This window comes from Spirosoma sp. KUDC1026, assembly GCF_013375035.1.
Classification (GTDB): domain Bacteria; phylum Bacteroidota; class Bacteroidia; order Cytophagales; family Spirosomataceae; genus Spirosoma.
The window spans coordinates 4,228,371-4,248,722 of record NZ_CP056032.1; the positions used below are offsets into that span (position 1 = coordinate 4,228,371).

The following is a 20,352-nucleotide window of genomic DNA, read 5'->3' on the forward strand; positions in this document are numbered from 1 at the left end:
TTCCAACATGACCCATTCCGGCTGCGTATCGTTGTAACGCAGACAGGGAAACGGAAACGTATCGTCAGCCCTATTTTTTTAACCTTTTTTAACGTCCCGGCTAACTTTGTATCATTTTCAGCAAGTTCCTGAGCCGATTTTTTGACGATGACCAGCGGGCGGTCGGATGTTTTTAGAAAAATTCCCGTTAAATAAAGGTAGTACTGGTGAATTGAAAAACATTTTTAATCGGCAGTTCGTTGTATTGACAAAGGTGGTTCGACCTGCTATATTTGCTCCCATCATTTCGATGGTGGCAATCAGGCTTTTCTAACAAAGGCGCAACGGTAGTCTACAGCGAACCGGCCATTTTCTCAAAAATTTTTGATGAACACCACATCCGGCCCCTCCGGATCTTCGTGTTTGAATCGGGGAACTCACCCCAACGTACATTTTGACCTGTTTTCATTACGTAACCCATTGAACCTGGCAAGTCTAGTTTAGGCTATCGGTTGTTAGCGTGTTCTGACGCGCCAATTCGGGCCTCTGTCTTACCCCATCATTCGTCATAGCCTAGTCCAGCACTTCTCATTTCTCATTTACCGCCCCGACGGCCCTCTTAAGGTTTATTGATAACCTGCACTGTATGTACAACATTGAAGAACTGAATACGAAGCTGTTATCCGAGCTTCGGCCGATTGCCGAGAAATTCGGAATCAGCGATTCTGCCAAATACCCCAAAAAAGAACTTATTTATAAAATCCTGAGCGAGCAGGCTGTTCTGCCAGCGTCGGAAACTCCAGCCGAAGCGGAACCAGCAACCGACGCAGCCCCCAAGCGGACCCGTCGCAAGGCAACGCCCGCTGCCGTTGAGGCAGACAGCACCGATACGGCTAAACCCGCCCGTAAAACAGCAGTCGCTACCGACGGTCCGGATAGTAATCGTACCCGGCAGCGTGTTCGGCGGGACGCCGGAGCCGCCGATCTGCCCGCCCCAACGCCTGAGGATGGCATGACAACGACGGCCGAAACGGAAGCGGTTGAAACCAAACCCGGTACGTTCCCCAGCGACGCACAGGCCGAAACGCCACAAGTTACTGCCACCCAGCCCGAAGCTTCCGCCGAGCGTACTGAAACACCGGAACCTGCGGCACGTCCCCGGACGAACAATGGATTTGCCAATCGCGCGAACGAGCCACGCGAAAATCGGGAAAGCCGCTTTGCGAACCGGCCCGATCAGAACCGCACCCGGACCCCGCGTCCGGAAGGCTCGTTTGATACCCCGCGGGAGAACCGGGATAACAACCGGTCGCGTCCTGACAACGGCCGGGATAATAACCGGCGCGATGGCCAGCGCCCCCGCACCCACCGGCAACCTGTTGAAGACACGACCGCTTCTTACCAGGGTCCATCGGACGATGAATTTCTGACACCAACGGTTGTTTCGGAGGATAACGCAGCCAACATGCAGTCTGCAGATGCAGCTTCCGCAACCGAAGCGGCAACGCCAGCGGAGACCTCTACGGAATCGCAGCACCAGCAACCCGCTACGCAGCAGCAACCCCAGGTGCAGCAGATCTCACGCGAAGCTCAGGAATACCAGAACCGCATTCGTCGGCAGTACAACCAGCATATCCGGGAGTTCGATGGGATCATCGACAACGAAGGTGTCCTGGAAATCATGCAGGACGGTGGCTACGGCTTCTTACGGTCGGCGGATTACAACTACCTCGCCAGCCCCGACGATATTTACGTATCACCCTCCCAGATCAAACTGTTCGGCCTGAAAACCGGCGATACGGTTCGGGGTGCTATCCGGCCCCCGAAAGAAGGTGAGAAATACTTTGCTCTGCTACGTGTCTCGACCGTCAATGGTAAAACGACCGAAGAGATCCGGGATCGGATTCCGTTCGAATACCTGACGCCATTATTCCCCGACGAACAGCTTCACCTCAGCAACCGCCCGGAAAACTACTCGTCGCGGGTGCTGGATCTGTTCGCGCCCATCGGGAAAGGCCAGCGGGGCATGATCGTGGCTCAGCCCAAAACGGGTAAAACGGTGCTCCTGAAGGAAATTGCCAACGCCATCACCAAGAACCACCCCGAGGTGTACCTCATCGTTCTCCTGATCGACGAACGTCCAGAGGAGGTGACGGATATGGCCCGCAGCGTTAACGCCGAAGTTATTTCGTCCACGTTTGATGAACAGGCGGACCGGCACGTAAAAGTGTCGAGCATGGTACTGGAAAAAGCGAAGCGGATGGTTGAATGCGGTCACGACGTCGTAATTCTGCTCGATTCAATCACCCGTCTGGCCCGGGCGTATAACACGGTTGTGCCATCGTCGGGCAAAATCCTGTCGGGTGGTGTAGATGCCAACGCCCTGCACCGGCCTAAGCGTTTCTTCGGGGCGGCTCGGAACGTGGAGAACGGCGGTTCGCTAACTATTATCGCTACGGCTCTGATCGATACGGGTTCGAAAATGGACGAAGTTATCTTCGAGGAATTCAAAGGTACCGGTAACATGGAGCTTCAGCTCGACCGGAAACTGGCGAACAAACGGGTTTACCCGGCCGTGGACGTCATGGCCTCGGGTACACGTCGGGAAGACCTACTGCTGGATAAGGAAACGCTGCAACGCGTCTGGATTTTACGCAAGCACATGGCCGACATGAATCCTATGGAAACCATGGATTTCCTGCTCGAGCGCATGAAAGGCACCCGCAGCAACGAAGAGTTCCTGATTTCGATGAACCGATAAGCAGTCATCTGCTACCACACGAGAATCGTCCGGTTACGCACTGTAGCCGGACGATTCTCGTTTTTAACGTAATGGAGACTAATACCTTCCTCTTTCGACCTTGGCGTATGTTTAAATTAGGATAGCTGTGCCACCTATCGAAAAAACGCTGGACGCCCAATAGCAACGTTGGTGGTCACACTCTTGACAGATACTTTCAGGAGCTACTCCCCAATGGCTCACAGGCTCCAATCTACTAGAAACTACTACATTGCTTTCGCTCGTTTAATCTCATACGTACCTGAAGTAAGCTTGAATGTTGTGTAGGTTACTTTCAGCCATTTCTTCTCCACGTCGAGCTGACTATCTTCTAAAGCCTTATTGTTCACGTGTATAGTTGAACCCTCGGGAAGCCGTACGATTGCAGTCGTTTCTTTAGGAACGGTTACAGTCAATGTAAAACCATTGGCGTCGTTTTTGAACGAAGAGCCCACTATTCCCTGTACAGTCGGAACGTTGAGCGTCCCGGAGGTGAGTGAGGCCGGATTCGGCTCGATCAAAAATGTTTTGTATCCTGCTTCCAGCGGTTTAATACCAAATAGATATTGAGCAATAACGATCTGAGCTCCTCCGCTCCAGGCATGGTTGGTTGTCCCACCACCAAATCCTTTTTCGCCAACACCCCAGCCTTCAAACAAGGTGGTGTAATCAGGCGTATTCACCATGTCGGCAAAACGTTTTTTCGTTCTTTCCAGCGCGTAGCCCCCATTTCCCATGACAAATAAGGCTTCCATTACGTATTTTTCCATGTAAGGGCTAGCATGGAACTGCGTCTTCAATAGCGATAGAATAGGGACATATTTTGCGGAGTCGGCTATTCCTGAAATAACCGCCAAAGCTTGTGCGCGGTCGTCGGATTGGCCATGATAGGCTGGATGACGGTAGGCATAGCCGTTCCAACATTTGTTGTACCCCGCTTTTACCTGCTCCATAACCTGACGATAAGCAACTGCATCGTCATTGTATCCAAGCAGATCTGCCATGTTTGCCGCTCCTTCCAGCGCCAAATAATGCCATCCGGCCATAATTAGTCTCAAATCCTTGTTATCGCCCCAATCCCCCCAAAGCCAGTCACCCTTGCGTAATACTGTGAGACCCGTCTCGTCGGTTTTCCACAACCCCAGGTATCGTTTCACTCCCGGATAACTCGTCTTGATCGTTTCACGATCGTTGGTATTCAGGTAGTAGTTCCAAAAGCCGTAACGCCCAATACTGGTCAGCATTTGATCCGGCAGCTCTGTATTGAAATTACCGGGTATCGGGGAAAACAACTCTCCTCCTTGTCGCTGCCACGCCGTCAGTTCCAGGATTGCTTTCCGCATCAAATCATGAGTAGACGTAGAGTAGGTGTAAAAACTCTCCCCCATGAGCAGTACGACATCCCCCCACCACTGGGCTCGTTCTCGATCGGGACAATCAAAATAATTGTCTCGCATGTTGACGTATAACGTACGCTGTGCTTTCTTCCAGTACTGATTGTAAAATTCATCACTGACGACAAAACTGCCGGCGGGTTCTGCATTATAGCCCGTCTCGCGGTACTTGACCGCCATGACCTTCACGCCGGGAGGCACCGTGATCAGTAGTTTCTCTCCGTTCATCCAGCCGTACGACTCATATTCCTGGTGACCTTTTCGTGTGATATACTCAGCTCGAACATTGTTGGTCCCTCCCGCTTTGCTGTGATCGGTTAAAATCCCAACCAGATGCCCTCCTACGCTATCGCTTATCACGATAGTCGGTGTCATCTGCATGTTGTAAGGCAACCGGGCAATGATTGTATCCCTGGTGCTACCAGGATGATGCTCAGGTACCGCGTCCTTCAACCCAAAATCTTTCCACTGTGGGATGGGGCGTTTTACCAGGGCGTGCCAGGGAGCATCGCCAGGGCGACCAATCTCTTTCGCAGCGTTGAAGCCGGAAAGACCGTTCACTGGCGCTGTTTGCCAGCCAGCAATATCGTTACGGGCATCAAAACGAATGTTGGATTCGGGAAGACGAAAATTGGGTGATGGTTCATCGGTTGTGCCATAAGCGGGATGAACATGACACAGCCAGTTCTTGTCAGTATACAAGAGCTGCCCCCCCGTTCCCATCGTAAACAGAAGCCCGGCGCGTCCGCTATTAACATGCGAGAAACCATCTTTTCCAAAATGCCAGAGTAATACGGCAATGCGGTTCTCTCCTTTTTTGAGGTAAGGTTCAAGATTCACCTGGTCATAGTAGGTATCCTTGGGGGTAGGTCCGCGTTTAAGGCCGCCTTCAAACACAACAAGATTACCGTTAATCCAGAGCCAGTATTTCGTATCTGCAGCAATGGTCGCCATCGCTTGCTTTGGTCTTCTTTTTAAGACGAAATCCCGCCGAAATGCGATCCAGGTGTTCGGTTTGTCAACGCCCACTTGAGCGGAAGAAATCCAAAAGCCTGGCAGCGCCTGTTGTTGAGCAAAAAGGGGCTTTGAGGACAAAAGTCCGACAATAAGAAGTAGCCATATGGCTGCCTGTCTGCCAGTTTTCTGTGGGATCGTATTCAGCTTTGTGTTTGTCGTTCTCACTCTTGGCGTATGTTTCGGGTAGGATAAACGAGAGAATCGGTCGAATCTCGGTATCGTCAGATGATTACCATCAGGCCACAGCCTTCCAGGAGTTGACCGATTCCCACCGGTCAGCCAGCGCTGTGGCAACTTATCGAAAAAACGTTAGACCCCAAACCTCAAGCGTTGACATTCACGGCACCTAATCCTCGACGTAATTCTGTGACTCAGTGAGACGAGTACACGAGATGCTAACCGGCTCAACGGGGTCAGGTCATTTGCTCTGGCAAACCGTTTAGACTCATACCCGCCAGTTAAGAATGAACAACAAGTACTGGACAGCTAAGTAATAGCCCAAAAAACTGATAGGAGGAATCTTAAGCTCCCTAACGAGAAGCTTTACGATTCCTCCTATCAGCACACATCTTGGTTAGAATGATAAAAAGTAGAGATTAAGCGCTATTCCCTACTCAACATCCTCGGTTTTACGTTTGTCCGCCACAATCCGGTTCCACTCGGGGTGCCGTTTCAGGTAGGTCGATACAAATGGACACAACGACACGATCTTCATGTTGTGCTGCTCGACATACTCAAATACGCCCTTCGTCAGTTGCGATCCCACCCCTTTTCCTTCCTGGTCAGGATCGACTTCGGTATGCACCAGCGCCAGAGTTTTATCATCAATCCGCTGGTATTCTGAAATTGCCAGTTTTCCATCAATTTCCAGTTCGAACCGGTTTTTGTCCGGGTTATTACGCACGGTTACGTTTTTCTCGTCCATAGATCATAGCGTCTTGTTGGTAGTAGCTACACACGAACCCATCAAATTGTTCTTCGCTGTCGGTTTTCAGTCAGATACCCATCATCGGTCGTCGGTCCGCAACCTACCAAGCTGATAGAACAATCGTCTGGCCATCAGGTTACATGTAAAGTAAACTCTCTGAGTTTTCGCTATTTTAATCAACCTACGTTATGAATCAATCATTCTTTTCGCGTCGGACCTTTATTCATCAGTTAGGTACAGCAGCCCTGGCAGCGCCCGCCCTTGCCTCGTTCGGCCTACAAAGCTGTAGCAGTAAATCCGGCGAATCGACGGCCGAGACGGCTACATCAACCACAACTACCGCAGGTACCAGCCGCAAACTGGGAATCGCACTGGTCGGACTGGGCAAGTACAGCACCGAAGAGCTGGCTCCTGCCCTGGAGAAGACGACCAATTGCCGTCTGGCAGGTATTGTGACGGGAACACCCTCAAAAGCCGAAGAGTGGAAAAAGAAGTACAATATTCCGGACAAGAATATCTACGATTACAAAACGTTCGATCAGATCGCCGACAACCCGGACATTGATATCATTTACGTCGTACTGCCGAATTCGATGCATGCTGAATACACCATTCGGGCCGCTAAAGCGGGGAAGCACGTCATCTGCGAGAAACCGATGGCGATGAATCCGGAAGAATGTCAGCAGATGATCGACGCCTGTAAGAAAGCGGGCAAGCAGCTATCAATTGGCTACCGCCTTCACTTCGAACCGCACAATCGGGAAATGATGCGTTTGGGTCAGAAGCAGGTCTACGGCAAAGTTAACCACATCATCGCCGAGGATGCTCAAGTACAGGACACCTCAAATCTATGGCGGATGGGCAAAGGTGTTGGGGGCGGTGGACCGTTACGTGATGTTGGTATCTACTGTCTGCAGGGCGCTATCTACACGAAGGGAGAGATTCCTATCGCCGTATCAGCCAAATTTCATCCGGTAACCAAGCCTGAGGTCTTTGACAAGATCGAAGAAGGCATGGATTTCAAACTGTATTTCGCCGACGGTACCGTAGCCGACTGCAAAACCAGTTTCAACGATAAATACAACAAACTACGGGCTGAAGCCGCTAAAGGCTGGTTTGAACTCGATCCCGCTTATGGGTATGGTGGCCTTTCGGGGAAAACCAGTGAGGGAAAGATGGACATCGAAAACGTACCGCAGCAGGCTCGTCAGATGGACGCGTTCGCCGATTGCGTCCTGAACGATAAGCCCACGACCGTACCGGGCGAATTGGGTATGCGTGATGTTCAACTGATCGAAGCAATTTTTAAGGCTGCCCAGACGGGGCAGAAAGTACCGACAAAAGATGTGATTCAGTACATGGATAAATCAGCAGTTGCGTAGTCACGTACCGGGTAAACGGTGGAAACTACAGCAAACTTCTTTTGTCTCGATCGGCTGGGCGTAGTGTCCGGCCGATTTTGCGTTCAGTAGAAATCAGGAAAATTGGCTTCTCTATCATTGATACGTTCCCTACCCAATCAATGAGCCACCGCCCCGCCTTTTGGTACGTCTTGCTTCTCTGCCTGATTACGTCGACCACGGTATCAGCCGCTAAACCAGTTGCGCCGAAGCTTCCCAGCAAGAAGGCGATTCTGGCCACGATGACCCGAACGAATAATTACTTCATGCAGTTGTGGCCCGATCCGGGGAAAGAGATCGTCACCAACAAAGTCCGGCCCAGCCATATCTGGACCCGAGCGGTGTATTACGAGGGGTTGATGGCGCTCTACGCGCTCGATCCGCAGAAACGCTATTACGATTACGCCGTCGACTGGGGCGAAAAACACCAGTGGGGACTACGTAACGGCCCAACCGATCGCAACGCCGATAACCAGTGCTGCGCCCAGACGTACATCGATCTGTTCGAACTCGATCCGGACGGCCCGCGCACCAAACCTGAACGCATCCAGGCAATTCAGACCGCCATTGACAGCATGGTAGCCAGCGAGCGCATCGACGACTGGAACTGGATCGACGCACTGCAGATGGCCATGCCCGTCTTTGCCAAACTCGCAGTACTGCACCGCGACGAACCGGCGGTGGCTAATCGGTACTACGAGAAAATGTACCAGATCTATACCTATTCCAAAACGGTTCATGGCGGTAGTGGACTCTACAATCCAGCCGAGGGCCTGTGGTGGCGCGATAAAGATTTTGTGCCGCCCTACAAAGAGCCAAACGGTGGCAACTGCTACTGGTCGCGGGGGAACGGCTGGGTCGTAGCCGCGCTCGTGCGCGTACTGGACATTATGCCCAAAGACTCTCCCCACCGCGACGAGTACGAAACGATGTACATGTCCATGATGAAGGCACTCCCAAAACTCCAGCGCCCCGACGGTTTCTGGAATGTCAGCCTGATGGACCCCTCTAACTTCGGCGGCAAAGAAACGTCCGGTACGGCGTTGTTCACCTACGGGATGGCCTGGGGCATCAACCACGGTCTGCTCGATGCCAAAACGTATCAGCCGATCATCGCCAACGCCTGGAACGCCATAGCTACAGAAGCCGTACATGCCAATGGATTTCTGGGCTACGTACAGGGTACCGGTAAAGAGCCCAAAGACGGGCAACCCGTTACGTACGTGAGCAAGCCCGATTTTGAAGATTATGGCTTAGGCTGCCTGCTGCTGGCCGGGTCTGAAGTGTACCGCCTGAAATGAAAAAATTGGCTCTCTCGCTGCTGGTCGCCAGCGCTGTAACAACCTCCGGCCTCACCCAGCCTGCCCCCACGACTTCGTCCCGCTGGCCAGCCATCACTCAGCAAACCAAACCCTGGACCCGCTGGTGGTGGATGGGCAGCGCCGTCACCCCCGGCGACCTTACTACGCTGCTGACGCAGTACCAGCAAGCCGGGCTGGGTGGAGTCGAAATAACGCCCATCTATGGAGTTAAAGGCACCGAACAGCAGTTTATCAATTTTCTGTCGCCAACCTGGATGGACCGGCTGGACCATACCCTGACCGAAGCGAAGCGGCTGAACCTGGGGGTCGATATGGCGCAGGCGTCGGGATGGCCGTTTGGTGGCCCCTGGGTATCGCCGGCTGATGCCTGCAAATACGTTACGTTCAAAACGTACACCCTGAAGCCAGGCCAGCGCCTGAGCGAGTCCGTTACGTATGTGCAGCAACCAATGGTGCGGGCCGTGGATGAGGCAATCGCTATTGAGAAACTGGCTGACCCGGTGGCTAAAAACCCGGATTTACAACGCCATGCCTTCGATCAGGTACGGTTTCAGAAGCCACTCCCGCTGCAAACGCTGATGGCGTACGGTAACGGACAGGCCCTTGACCTGACCCGCTACGTCGACACCAACGGACAACTTACCTGGACGGCTCCCATCGGGGCAACCGAAAAGCCCTGGACGCTCTACGCGGTGTTCCAGGGCTGGCACGGTAAGCAGGTCGAGCGGGCGGGGCCAGGTGGCGAAGGCGATGTGATCGACCATTTTTCAAAAGCCGCTACGCAGCACTATCTCCAGCGATTCGACAAGGCGTTTACTGGACGTAACATTGGTTCACTCCGTGCGTTCTTCAACGATTCATACGAAGTCGACGATGCCCAGGGGGAAGCCAACTGGACGCCCGCACTCTTTACCGAATTTGCCAAACGGCGGGGATATGACCTAAAACAACACCTGCCCGAATTGTTCGACACCAGCGATGAGCAACACCGGCGCGTGCTGAGTGATTACCGGGAGACCATTGCCGAGCTGATTCTGGAGAATTACACCCGGACCTGGCACGACTGGGCGAAAAACCGGGGCAAAATCATCCGGAACCAGGCTCACGGTTCACCCGCCAACATTCTCGACCTCTACACCGAAACCGACATTCCAGAGATTGAAGGGACTGACCTGCTCCGGATCAAGTTTGCATCCTCGGCCGCCAACGTAACGGGTAAACCGCTGATCTCGTCGGAGTCCGCCACCTGGGACAACGAGCATTTTCTCTCAACACTCAGCGACGTCAAAAAAGACCTGGATCTGTTTTTACTGGGCGGGGTCAACCACATGTTCTACCATGGCACCAACTACTCCCCGCCCCAGGCCGAGTGGCCAGGCTGGCTGTTTTACGCGGCCGTTCACGTCAATCCCAACAACTCATTCTGGACCGATTTTAGTAAGCTGAATCAATACGTTGCCCGTTGTCAGTCGTTCCTGCAGCGGGGCAAGCCCGATAACGAGGTGCTGGTGTACCTGCCGACCTATGATGCCTACGCGCAACCCGTTAAGCAGGGAAAAGACCGCTCCGAACCCCGGCTGTTGCAGCATTTCGACGGCATCGAACATGGCTTTAAGGAGTTGCCCGTTGCTCATCAGGCCGAGACGCTGCTTCAGAAAGGGTACAGTTTTGATTTCATTTCCGACAAGCAACTGACCAGGCTCACTACAGCCAACGGGCGGTTAGTAAGCTCGGGGGGCGCTACGTACCGGACCATTCTACTGCCCAATGTGCAGTACATGCCGCTGGCCACGTTGCAACAGCTTGTGAAGCTGGCTCAACAGGGCGCAACAATAATCGTCGCGGGGAAGATGCCGACGAACGTACCGGGTCTGGGCAAATTGGCGGAGCGCCAACAGGCGTTTGACCAATTGATTAAGCGTCTGGCGTTCAGCAAAACGGATAAGGAGGAACGAATCTCAGTCGGAAAAGGGGCCTTTCTGCGAGGCTCATCAATCGATTCCCTGCTGACGCGGGCGGGTGTCAACCGGGAATCACTGGTTGACCGGCAGCTTCAGGTGATTCGGCGCCGTTTTAGTACGTCGGGTCGGCAGGGGCATTACTATTTTATTCTCAACTCGGGCGATAAACCCGTGGGCGACTGGGTTTCGTTGGCGACAAACGCGCAGTCAGCTACGCTATTCAACCCGATGACCGAGCAGACCGGTCGGGCAGCCATTCGCAAAACCAGCGCTGGCCTATCCGACGTGTATTTGCAACTGGCCCCCGGTGAATCTTGTATTCTGGAAACGACCGTTACGGGTCAGCATCCGGCCGAACCGGCCTTTGTCTACCAGCAGGCCGCTGGCAAACCGCAACCGCTGTCGGGCACCTGGACGGTCGATTTTGTGTCGGGCGGCCCAACCAAGCCAGCCTCGGTTACGACTAGTCAGCCCGGCTCCTGGACCGACCTGCCCAGCGACGGCGTCAAGGTGTTTTCCGGCGCGGCCAGTTACAGTCTGACATTTCCCCGGCCCGCCGGACATACCGGCGGCTGGCAGCTCGATCTGGGTAAGGTAGCGGAAAGCGCCCGTGTTCAGTTGAATGGGCAGGAACTGGCAACGCTCATTGGCCCAACGTATCAGTTGACCATTCCGGGCAGTTTACTTCAGCCGACAAATAAATTGACAATTACGGTCTCCAATGGTATGGCTAACCGCATTGCTGACCTGGACAAGCGGCACGTAAACTGGAAGAAATTTTACAACATCAATATGTCGGCCCGACTGAAGGAAAACCGGGGCAAGGACGGTCTGTTCACCGCCGAAAACTGGCAGCCACACCCTTCCGGATTGCTCGGCCCCGTTACGTTAACGCCTTTATCTTCCTTACCCCTCTCTGACCGTTAACCCCTGTTTTCAATGGAAGAAATTGCATTCACGATGCGGCTCAAGCCCGGTGTCGAGGCCGAGTATAAACGGCGTCACGATGAAATCTGGCCTGAATTGTCGGCGGCTTTGCGAGAGGCCGGTATTCTCGCTTATGCTATTTATCTGGACCCAGTCAGCCGGACCTTATTTGCCGTTCAGCAACGATCTAACGAGCACACTGTCGACCAGCTTCCAGCGCTGCCGATCATGCAGCGCTGGTGGGCCTACATGGCCGATCTGATGGACACCAACCCAGATAGTTCACCCGTTGTGCAGCCGTTAAGTTGTGTGTTTCGGCTGTGATCCTGTCAAAATAAACCTGTCTTATATGTTATTTCGTCATAATAGCCGATCGGCCTATCTTTGGGCATGATTGCAGTAATTCAGCGGGTTTCGCAGGCATCGGTGACGATCGACGGTGTGGTCAAAGGACAGATTGAGCAGGGATTTATGGTGTTGCTGGGCGTCACGCACACCGATACGGAGGAGGACGTAACGTGGCTCAGCCGGAAGATCGTCGGGATGCGGGTTTTCAACGACGAAGCCGACAAAATGAACCTGGACCTGGCCGCTATTAACGGCAATATTCTGCTTATCAGTCAGTTTACGCTGCACGCCAGCACGAAGAAAGGAAACCGACCCAGCTTCATCGAAGCCGCCCGGCCCGAAGTAGCCATTCCGCTCTACGAAGCCATGATCGCCCAGTTGAGTGCTGATCTGAGCAAGCCTATTCAGACGGGCACGTTCGGAGCCGATATGAAAGTGGCCCTGTTGAACGACGGTCCCGTAACGATCATTATCGATACCAAAAACCGAATCTAGTTTCCCGTTTTTCTTACCAGACGATCAGTTTAGCTACGTAAAGAATAGTGCTAACAGACTATTCCGCCGGTCTGATCGTTCGATTTCTACCAGTTCCTTTGTTTTCACCGAACGCGGCACCCCATTTGCCGTAGGCATAACAATCGCCAATGGACTTTTTACCACCCAGTCTAACTGCCTATACCGAAGCGCATACCTCGCCCGAAAGCGATTTACTGCGCCAGTTGGACCGCGATACTCGTGCGCATATCATGGCCCCGCGCATGTTGTCGGGCCACCTGCAGGGACGTTTTCTAGCCATGATTTCCTGGATGATCCGGCCCCGTCGTGTTCTGGAGCTGGGTACCTACACCGGTTATTCGGCACTCTGTCTGGCCGAAGGACTCGCCGATGATGGCCGCCTGATCACCATCGACCAGAACGAAGAACTCGAAGAGTTTGCCCGATCTTACTGGGCTAAATCGCCCCAGAACGACCGGATCGAGTTACGGATTGGCCCGGCTGCCGACATTATTCCGTCGCTGACCGATACGTTCGATCTGGTGTTTATCGACGCCGACAAACGAAACAATGCGCTGTATTATGAGTTGGTTTTCGATAAACTCCGGCCCGGCGGTTTCCTGCTGATCGATAATGTGCTGTGGAGCGGTAAAGTAATTGAGCCCCTCAAAGCCAATGACCAGGACACTACTAGTGTGCTTTCTTTCAACGAATTAGTACAACAGGACCCCCGCGTCGAGAATGTGCTGCTCCCCATCCGCGACGGTATTACGTTAGTTCGTAAACGGTAGCAGAGCGTATCGAAATACCCATACGATAGATTACCTTTGGCTTATGCAAAAAACCTCGTACCCTTTATTGCTACTTTTTTTCCTGCTCGGTTTTGCCTCCCTGGCGCAAACTACACCGACGGTTCCGGAGCAGGTTACATTCGCGGATATCTCCGTTCGGCTGGACAACGACGCCCGGCGCCTGATTCAGCAGGATGTTAATGCCCTGCTGGCCAACCGGCAGTACTGGTCGGCCAAGCTCGATCGGGTAGCGCTTTATTTCCCCATGATCGAAACGATTATGCTGGAAGAAGGGGTGCCGGTCGATTTCAAGTATCTGGCCGTGCAGGAAAGCTCCCTCACGCCCGACGCCGTTTCGTCGTCGATGGCGGTGGGCTACTGGCAGTTCAAGCGGGAAACGGCTACGGACTACGGCCTGCGCGTGGATGATGTTGTCGACGAGCGGAAAAGCATTATTGCTTCCAGCCGGGCAGCCGCTAAATACTTCAAGAAAAGCAACACGCAGTTCAACAACTGGATTGCGTCGCTGTATTCGTATTATCTCGGGGCCAGCGGCATTACCCGCCTGATCCCCCCCGATTGGTCGTATGCCCGTGAGGTTACGCTCGACGGCCGGACAGACCGGTATATCCTGCGTTTCTTCGCCCACAAAATTGCCGTCGAGAATGCGCTGAAGACCCACCAGGCCAGCAACACCTTTGCCCTGATCGAATACCCAGGTGGTGGCGGCAAAAGCTTCGGCGATATTGCCAGCGAACTGGGCGTTGACGAAAGTGAACTGCGCAAATACAACCGCTGGGTCATTGGCGAGCTGGTACCTACCGACAAGGACTATGTTATGGCCATTCCGGTACCAAACAACCAGATCAACGACGTACGGCAGAAGATTGTCAACGTTCGCAGCAAGAAAGCGGCACAGGTCGTTCAAAACGACGTAGGCTTTCCGGTATTGCGCCGGGTAACGTCGACCAAGACGGGCAAAAACGATCCAGTCCTGTACGAAATCAACGGTCTGCCGGGTATTCAGGCTCAGGCGGGAGATAATGCGGGGTCGATGGCCCGCAAGGCAAAAATCAGCCTGTCGAGCTTTCTGCGCTACAACGACCTCGACCCGTCCGATCAGATCATCGTTGGGGATGTATATTACCTGGCTAAGAAACGGAAGAAAGCCCTGGTGCCCTTCCATACCGTCCGCGACGGCGAAACATCACGTAGCATTTCGCAGCGTTACGGTCTCCGGCTGAAAAAACTCCTGCGCTACAACCGCCTTGACCGAGTTCAGAAGCTGGTTACCGGACGGGTGATGTGGCTGCGCGAACGTCGGCCGGGCAACAAACCGGTTGAGGTGATCGATGCCCCAACGCTACCGGTTTACGATCAGACCCCAACGCCCGCGGCTACGCGGCCCGTGGCCAGCAACAGTACCCCGGCTAACGCAGAGAATATTCCCCGCAATGCGTCGGAGCGGAAAGTCTACCAGCCCAAACTGGTGGGCGGTGGCGTAACACCCAGCGATGGAACAGCTCCCGGCGCCACAGCGCCTGCCCCCGAGCCAGTTCGTCCGGTATCAACGGCAGCACCCGTAGTCACCACGCCCGTTCCGGCTCCCTCCTCGGTGAGTGGGTCGTCAAGCGGGTCACAGCGGGTTGTTATCGTGCGTACGCCAGAAACAACCACGTCGACTTCAACCCCGGTTCCAGCACCAGCCGAAGAACGTACCGTGGCCAGCGCAGATACGAAGGCACCGGCTAAAACGCCAGCGTCCAAGCCAACGACGAGTCGGCGGGCCGCGCAAAAATCCGATCCGGATTACGAAGGCCCCCGTGAGCAGCAGGCCGATGGCTCGCTGACCTCCCCATCGACTCCGTCAGTCCGTTCGTCAACGCCAGCCGTTACCAAAGCAGACCGGCCAGCGACCGTAACGACCAAACCGACGGCGGAAGCAGAACCTACAACCGCCAGATCGGAAGCTGCTCCAGTGGGGGCTGCTCCAGCGAGAACAACGCCAACGAAGCCCGCTCCGGTTACGACCAAGCCTGTTTCGACCGAGCGGGCTATGACGCCGAGCAGCACGGGCACAATGAAGCACAAGGTTGAGCCAGGTCAGACGTATTACAGCATCTCAAAGCAGTATGGTATAACGGTCGATGAACTCCGGGCCATGAACAACCTGGGCTCGTCGGACGTACTGGTCGTTGGTAAAGAACTGACGGTGAAAGGTAGTCCAACGACTTCGGCTCCGGCCAGTAAGCCAGCAGCGGCTGCTCCTGCGAAAGAAAAAGAAACGCCCGCTACGGGCGAAACAACGTACCATACCGTTGCAAAAGGCGAAACGATGTTCCGAATTTCGAAAAATTACGGGGTCACCATCGAGCAGATCCAGACCTGGAACAACCTCACCACAACGGAAGTAAAAGTTGGTCAGAAGATCAAGATTGTGAAGTAAGTCAGCTTCCTGCTTCGCTGAGACATGACGCGCCGATGCAACTACTTGCATCGGCGCGTCTGCGTTAAAGGCTGGTTCATGCACCATCTTTTGTCCCGATCTGCGTATCTTTACTGTATGATTCTGCTTGACAATACTTGCATCAGCGACGACATCGCCGAGAAATTTTTCGTCTGTAACCTCGACAAGTGCAAAGGAGCCTGCTGCGTTGAGGGCGACATGGGAGCTCCCCTCGAAGGCGACGAACCGGCCATTCTTGATCGTATTTACGAAGACGTCAAACCGTATCTTTCGCCCGAAGGCATTCGCGTGATTGAGGAGCGGGGTGGTTACGAATCGGACGATATGGGTGGCTACGTCACCACAACGGTGGGTGGACGCGAGTGCGTTTATGCCACCTGGGACGACCGGGGCATCCTGAAATGCGGTATCGAAGAAGCGTATAACGACGGGAAAGTCGACTGGAAAAAACCCATTTCCTGTCACCTCTACCCCATCCGTATCACGAAATACGAGTCATTCCACGCGCTGAATTACGATCGCTGGCCCATTTGCAGTCCTGCCTGCGGCTTTGGCGAGCAACTGAACGTGCCGATCTATAAATTCGTCCGGGAAGCACTTATCCGGGCGTACGGCGAAGAATGGTACGGGCGGCTGACAAAAGCCATTGAAGAAAAAGATCCTGCCGAGTAATGGCCGAATCCCGCAACTATTTCGAAGAAGTATATGAAGTTGTCCGGCTGATTCCTGCCGGACGCGTAACGACCTACGGTGCCATTGCCCGTTACCTGAGTTTGCGGGCGGGTGCCCGCATGGTAGGCTGGGCTATGAACGCATCGCATGGGCACGACGTACCGGCCCATCGGGTCATCAACAGCATCGGTGTCCTGTCAGGCAAGCATTTCTTCGGCGATCCGGACCGGATGCAGCAGTTGCTGGAAGCGGAAGGTGTTCGGGTAGAGAACGATCGGGTCACGGATTTTCAAAAAGTATTCTGGGACCCATCGGCCGAACTTTCGCTCTAGCACCGGGGCTACTTCAGTACTTTCGTTATCTCGTTCAATTTCTCCATTTTCTGCACAAAGTCGCCCTTGAGCTGATTCCGGATGGCGGTCAGGTTGTCCAGCGTTTCCTGCAGACTGTCGGGCAAAATCTCTTCGAGTACTTCGCGGAAACGTTTGGCAAAGGTGGGGGATTTGCCGTTGGTCGAAATTGCAATTTTCAGATCCCCTTTCTTCACGACCGAGCTCAGGTAAAAATCACAGAGGGCGGGTGTGTCTGCTACGTTCACCAGAATCCGGTGAGCTTTGCAATCCTGCTGCACCTGCTGGTTGACAGCTTTGTCGTTCGTGCCTGCAATAACCAGATCCTTGCCCGCAAGGTGATCAACCTGATACGGTTCCTGAAGCAGCGCCAGGTTGGGTGTCTGCGCGGCCAGGGCACGGATGTCGTCACGGATGTCGGGAGCCACAAGCGTAATAGTAGCCTGTGGCGAGCTAGCCAGCAGAGCGGTTACTTTCTCCAGCCCGACATAACCACCACCCACAATAAGGGTGTGCAGTTGCTCGGCCTTAACGAAAATAGGGAACAGCGTATTCATACCGACGAAGGTACAACTGAAAAAACGATAGAAACAGAAAAGAGCTGCCCGATGAGCAGCTCTTTTTACTTGTGAAACAGGCTTACGTGCCTGCTTGCTACTAATACGTCTTTTTAGCTTTTTCCTAGAATTTAAAGCCAACGTTTACACTCACAATCCGGCGTTTCGTATTGTCGGTATCGTTGATCACGTCCGCGAAACCGTAGTGGTACCGGAAGTCCAGCATCAGCGGACCCGCATCGAAACCCAAATTTGCCAGCCCGTTAACCGTAGCGGCCCGGAAGTCGCGCGATTCGAAGTTGAAGGCATTGTTGTTTACGCCCAGCGGTGCGGCATATTCAGCCCCTACCGCCAGCCGTACGGCCGAAACACCCCGCTCCGATTCAGCCAGTTTCACGCCAATCAGTGCCGGTACGTGAATATATTTCTGGTCAACATTACCGATCAGATCGCCAACGCTACCTGCCTGACCATCGCCGGGCTGATAAAAATCAGAACTTGACGTCAAATACTCAGCCCCGATTTGTCCGTACACGCGGCCACCGCCCCGTACGAAGAAACCTAACTGATAGCCCAGCCGTCCCGATAGTTTGTTACCAGACACGTCTTCCCCTTCAAAACGGGTTGAGTTCGCCCCTGCATAGATACCAAACGCAAAGTTTTTATAGTTTTCCCGCCGTTCCTTACGCTCTTCTGCTTCGACACTGTTACGACCATCATCAAAACCCTGATCGTAGGCCTCGCTCAGGTCGCGTTCGTCGAACCGGCGACCGTAGTTGCGATCATTGCCCATTCGGTCTTCATATCGGTTATTGTACCGACGATACTCATCATCCCGCTCCCGGTATTCCCGCCGTTCTTCGAGACGCTCATCCCGGTACCGGTCGTTCCGCCGTTCATCCTGCCGCGAGTTGGTTCGATAGCGGTCATCGTAAGAGTTCTGCTGCGCCAGCACCAGGCTTGTACTGCACACACCCGTTAGCAACAGTGCTGTTTTAAATAGATTTTTCATAACATATTGAGTTGTAAAATGACATAGTACTCATGATTACAACTGCCCAAAACAGTCTATTGTTTTTAAACGGTAAGACAGACCAAAAAAATAGGATAAAAGAAAGCCCCTTCGTTGGAAGGGGCTTTCTTAAATTCAATAAGTTATTGGCTTATTTTAGAAGCGGAAACCCACGTTCAGAGCCAGAATATTCCGGCGTGTGTCAGCACCAGCATCGAATACGTTTACGAAACCGTGGTTGTAAACCGCATCTACGGTTACAGGTCCCAGATTGATACCGATACCAGCCAGACCGTTCAGAATCGTGCGATTCAGGTCATCGCGACCCAGACCGAAGTTGTTATTTCCTACGGCTACCAGCGAGGCCAGTTCAGCACCAACTTGTACGCGCAGACCCAAGGCACTACCGATGCGAGCTCCCACATAGGCAGGGATAGCAATGAAGTGCTGGTCAATCCGTCCGCTCACCTGACTAACCGTCGTTCCCGATCCACCATTACGAATCAGGCTCGAGGTCGAATTCCGGTACTCCAGACCAATTTGTCCGAACACCGTACCACCTGTGCGGCCGTACAGACCAGCCTGCCAGCCCGCACGGAACGCGTCGTCAGGGATAGGTTCATTTACGAACTGCGATAGGTTAGCACCTACGTAAACACCGAACTTACCTTCTTTACCCCAGGGTTTGTCGTCATCCTTGCGGTTTCTTCTGGTTTGGTTGTCGGTCGAGCTGTACTCGGTTGTTGTCGTCGTGGTTGCGTAAGCAGGGGTTCCGGCGGTATTGGTGTTATACCCGCTGGTCGTACTCGTGCCGTTATTGTCGGACGTGTTGGTTGGTGCTACGTACGTACCGTTAGTCATATTCGAACTGTCGGTCGTTACGGGCGAAGTCGTATACGTTGTGCTCGTGGTCGAGTACGTGTTGGTTGTCTGGGCGGTAGCCAGTCCAGCGCCCAGCAGGCATGCTGCCAGGAATGTAACCTGAGTTTTCATTGCTTTCTAGTATAGCGTTGAGTTGTACAAAAAAAAGGTGTAATCGAAATTACACCCTCTTAACTGCCCCTGCGACAGGATTGTTTTTGACGATTCTAATTTTTCTTTCAGTATCGCCAAAATAATTTTAAAGTTTAACGCCAATACTGGCGCTGAGTACCCGGCGCTGAGCACCAGCAAAGCCGGGCGATTTTGTTTCCTGTATGGCGCTGCCAAAACCATAATGATACGTCAGATCAATCAGTAAGGGGCCCAGATCAAATCCCAGCTGACCAAGGGCATTGACCGTACCACTTTTGATTTGAGCGTTCGACAATTGGAACTTGCCGCTAGTGGCATTCACCCGGTTGGCATATTCTACCCCAGCCTGCAGACGAACAGCCGACACCCCCCGATCCGACTCCACCAGTTTATAACCGATGTAAGCCGGAATCTGAATGTACTGGATGCTTATCCGATCCTGAACAGGTTGCCCTGCGTCGTATGACTTGATGTAATAGTTTGAACTGGAGGCAAAATACTCAGCCCCGAGCTGACCATATACCCGACCACCCGTTCGGGCAAAGAACCCGGCCTGATACCCCACCCGACTCGATAAATCGCCACCGACGTTAAGCTCATCGCCGGCAAAGCGGGTTGAGTTGGTTCCCAGGTAAATGCCGAAAACGAAATCCTCATACGTTATGTCTTTGGTTCGTTTTACGGCTGTTGTCCGGTAGACGTCCCAGCTGTTATTGGCTTGGGTACTGGATTTGCCGTACGAACGGCTGTTTAACGGTTTACCGGCCGGGCCGGTAGTTAGCCCAGGATTTGACGCCGATTGGCTTGGCCGTTGGTTATACGCCAGCGGTACGTAGGCTGGGTTGGCAATGGTAGCCGTAGAGACGGGAGTTTGTGCGCTTGCCAGTCCCGAAAAACTTAGGCACAGGGCAATCAGGTATACTTTCACTTTCATTCTGT

General features: G+C 53.4%; 16 protein-coding genes. 10 read left to right on the top strand and 6 right to left on the bottom strand.

Features of this window, described 5'->3' with window-relative positions; all coding sequences use genetic code 11:
• The first annotated feature begins 625 nt into the window (after positions 1 to 625).
• Positions 626 to 2,740, top strand: a complete 2,115-nt coding sequence (gene rho, locus HU175_RS17685; RefSeq protein ID WP_176567847.1) for a transcription termination factor Rho — start codon at positions 626 to 628, stop codon at positions 2,738 to 2,740.
• 245 nt (positions 2,741 to 2,985) lie between these two features.
• Here the strand turns inward: rho and HU175_RS17690 are convergent, their stop codons facing one another.
• Complete coding sequence (locus HU175_RS17690) at positions 2,986 to 5,334, bottom strand: alpha-L-rhamnosidase C-terminal domain-containing protein (protein WP_218037004.1); 2,349 nt, start codon at positions 5,332 to 5,334, stop codon at positions 2,986 to 2,988.
• Between the two features lie 445 nt (positions 5,335 to 5,779).
• Positions 5,780 to 6,094, bottom strand: coding sequence for a GNAT family N-acetyltransferase (locus HU175_RS17695; protein ID WP_176567848.1), 315 nt, complete (start codon positions 6,092 to 6,094; stop codon positions 5,780 to 5,782).
• A gap of 191 nt (positions 6,095 to 6,285) precedes the next feature.
• Between HU175_RS17695 and HU175_RS17700 the strand changes: the two genes are divergently transcribed.
• The 9 genes from HU175_RS17700 (at position 6,286) to HU175_RS17740 (ending at position 16,812) form a co-directional block, all read left to right on the top strand.
• Positions 6,286 to 7,479 carry a Gfo/Idh/MocA family protein gene (locus HU175_RS17700; protein ID WP_176567849.1) on the top strand — a complete coding sequence of 398 codons (1,194 nt, stop codon included), beginning with the start codon at positions 6,286 to 6,288 and terminating at the stop codon, positions 7,477 to 7,479.
• Between the two features lie 140 nt (positions 7,480 to 7,619).
• Positions 7,620 to 8,798 carry a glycoside hydrolase family 88 protein gene (locus HU175_RS17705; RefSeq protein ID WP_176567850.1) on the top strand — a complete coding sequence of 393 codons (1,179 nt, stop codon included), beginning with the start codon at positions 7,620 to 7,622 and terminating at the stop codon, positions 8,796 to 8,798.
• On the top strand, positions 8,795 to 11,707 hold the full coding sequence (locus tag HU175_RS17710; protein ID WP_176567851.1) for a glycosyl hydrolase: 2,913 nt from the start codon (positions 8,795 to 8,797) through the stop codon (positions 11,705 to 11,707). Before HU175_RS17705 ends, HU175_RS17710 begins: the two co-directional genes overlap by 4 nt.
• A 12-nt stretch (positions 11,708 to 11,719) precedes the next feature.
• Positions 11,720 to 12,031 carry an L-rhamnose mutarotase gene (gene rhaM, locus HU175_RS17715; RefSeq protein WP_176567852.1) on the top strand — a complete coding sequence of 104 codons (312 nt, stop codon included), beginning with the start codon at positions 11,720 to 11,722 and terminating at the stop codon, positions 12,029 to 12,031.
• A gap of 66 nt (positions 12,032 to 12,097) precedes the next feature.
• Positions 12,098 to 12,550 (top strand): D-aminoacyl-tRNA deacylase, encoded by a 453-nt coding sequence (gene dtd, locus HU175_RS17720; RefSeq protein WP_176567853.1) that lies wholly within the window; start codon positions 12,098 to 12,100, stop codon positions 12,548 to 12,550.
• 149 nt (positions 12,551 to 12,699) lie between these two features.
• Positions 12,700 to 13,341: an O-methyltransferase gene (locus HU175_RS17725; protein ID WP_176567854.1), complete on the top strand. Its 642-nt coding sequence runs from the start codon at positions 12,700 to 12,702 to the stop codon at positions 13,339 to 13,341.
• 43 nt (positions 13,342 to 13,384) lie between these two features.
• Positions 13,385 to 15,787, top strand: a complete 2,403-nt coding sequence (locus HU175_RS17730) for a LysM peptidoglycan-binding domain-containing protein (protein WP_176567855.1) — start codon at positions 13,385 to 13,387, stop codon at positions 15,785 to 15,787.
• 117 nt (positions 15,788 to 15,904) lie between these two features.
• Positions 15,905 to 16,480 (top strand): DUF3109 family protein, encoded by a 576-nt coding sequence (locus HU175_RS17735; RefSeq protein ID WP_176567856.1) that lies wholly within the window; start codon positions 15,905 to 15,907, stop codon positions 16,478 to 16,480.
• On the top strand, positions 16,480 to 16,812 hold the full coding sequence (locus HU175_RS17740; RefSeq protein ID WP_176567857.1) for an MGMT family protein: 333 nt from the start codon (positions 16,480 to 16,482) through the stop codon (positions 16,810 to 16,812). The genes HU175_RS17735 and HU175_RS17740 overlap by 1 nt, the downstream gene beginning before the upstream one ends.
• 8 nt (positions 16,813 to 16,820) lie before the next feature.
• Here the strand turns inward: HU175_RS17740 and HU175_RS17745 are convergent, their stop codons facing one another.
• The 4 genes from HU175_RS17745 to HU175_RS17760 form a co-directional block, all read right to left on the bottom strand.
• On the bottom strand, positions 16,821 to 17,387 hold the full coding sequence (locus tag HU175_RS17745; RefSeq protein ID WP_176567858.1) for a bifunctional precorrin-2 dehydrogenase/sirohydrochlorin ferrochelatase: 567 nt from the start codon (positions 17,385 to 17,387) through the stop codon (positions 16,821 to 16,823).
• Positions 17,388 to 17,511: 124 nt separating this feature from the next.
• Entirely contained in the window at positions 17,512 to 18,399 is an 888-nt protein-coding gene (locus HU175_RS17750) for an outer membrane beta-barrel protein (RefSeq protein WP_176567859.1), read from the bottom strand.
• 156 nt (positions 18,400 to 18,555) lie between these two features.
• Entirely contained in the window at positions 18,556 to 19,392 is an 837-nt protein-coding gene (locus HU175_RS17755; RefSeq protein WP_176567860.1) for a PorT family protein, read from the bottom strand.
• A gap of 127 nt (positions 19,393 to 19,519) precedes the next feature.
• A complete protein-coding gene (locus HU175_RS17760) occupies positions 19,520 to 20,347 on the bottom strand; it encodes an outer membrane beta-barrel protein (RefSeq protein WP_176567861.1) in 828 nt (275 codons plus the stop codon).
• Positions 20,348 to 20,352: the final 5 nt, after the last annotated feature.

Excerpts from the sequence above, each read along its gene's own strand:
- rho (WP_176567847.1), top strand. The coding sequence starts at position 626 with ATGTACAACATTGAAGAACTGAATACGAAGCTGTTATCCGAGCTTCGG.
- HU175_RS17695 (WP_176567848.1), bottom strand. The coding sequence starts at position 6,094 with ATGGACGAGAAAAACGTAACCGTGCGTAATAACCCGGACAAAAACCGG.
- HU175_RS17700 (WP_176567849.1), top strand. The coding sequence starts at position 6,286 with ATGAATCAATCATTCTTTTCGCGTCGGACCTTTATTCATCAGTTAGGT.
- HU175_RS17705 (WP_176567850.1), top strand. The coding sequence starts at position 7,620 with ATGAGCCACCGCCCCGCCTTTTGGTACGTCTTGCTTCTCTGCCTGATT.
- HU175_RS17710 (WP_176567851.1), top strand. The coding sequence starts at position 8,795 with ATGAAAAAATTGGCTCTCTCGCTGCTGGTCGCCAGCGCTGTAACAACC.
- rhaM (WP_176567852.1), top strand. The coding sequence starts at position 11,720 with ATGGAAGAAATTGCATTCACGATGCGGCTCAAGCCCGGTGTCGAGGCC.
- dtd (WP_176567853.1), top strand. The coding sequence starts at position 12,098 with ATGATTGCAGTAATTCAGCGGGTTTCGCAGGCATCGGTGACGATCGAC.
- HU175_RS17725 (WP_176567854.1), top strand. The coding sequence starts at position 12,700 with ATGGACTTTTTACCACCCAGTCTAACTGCCTATACCGAAGCGCATACC.
- HU175_RS17730 (WP_176567855.1), top strand. The coding sequence starts at position 13,385 with ATGCAAAAAACCTCGTACCCTTTATTGCTACTTTTTTTCCTGCTCGGT.
- HU175_RS17735 (WP_176567856.1), top strand. The coding sequence starts at position 15,905 with ATGATTCTGCTTGACAATACTTGCATCAGCGACGACATCGCCGAGAAA.
- HU175_RS17740 (WP_176567857.1), top strand. The coding sequence starts at position 16,480 with ATGGCCGAATCCCGCAACTATTTCGAAGAAGTATATGAAGTTGTCCGG.
- HU175_RS17745 (WP_176567858.1), bottom strand. The coding sequence starts at position 17,387 with ATGAATACGCTGTTCCCTATTTTCGTTAAGGCCGAGCAACTGCACACC.
- HU175_RS17750 (WP_176567859.1), bottom strand. The coding sequence starts at position 18,399 with ATGAAAAATCTATTTAAAACAGCACTGTTGCTAACGGGTGTGTGCAGT.
- HU175_RS17755 (WP_176567860.1), bottom strand. The coding sequence starts at position 19,392 with ATGAAAACTCAGGTTACATTCCTGGCAGCATGCCTGCTGGGCGCTGGA.
- HU175_RS17760 (WP_176567861.1), bottom strand. The coding sequence starts at position 20,347 with ATGAAAGTGAAAGTATACCTGATTGCCCTGTGCCTAAGTTTTTCGGGA.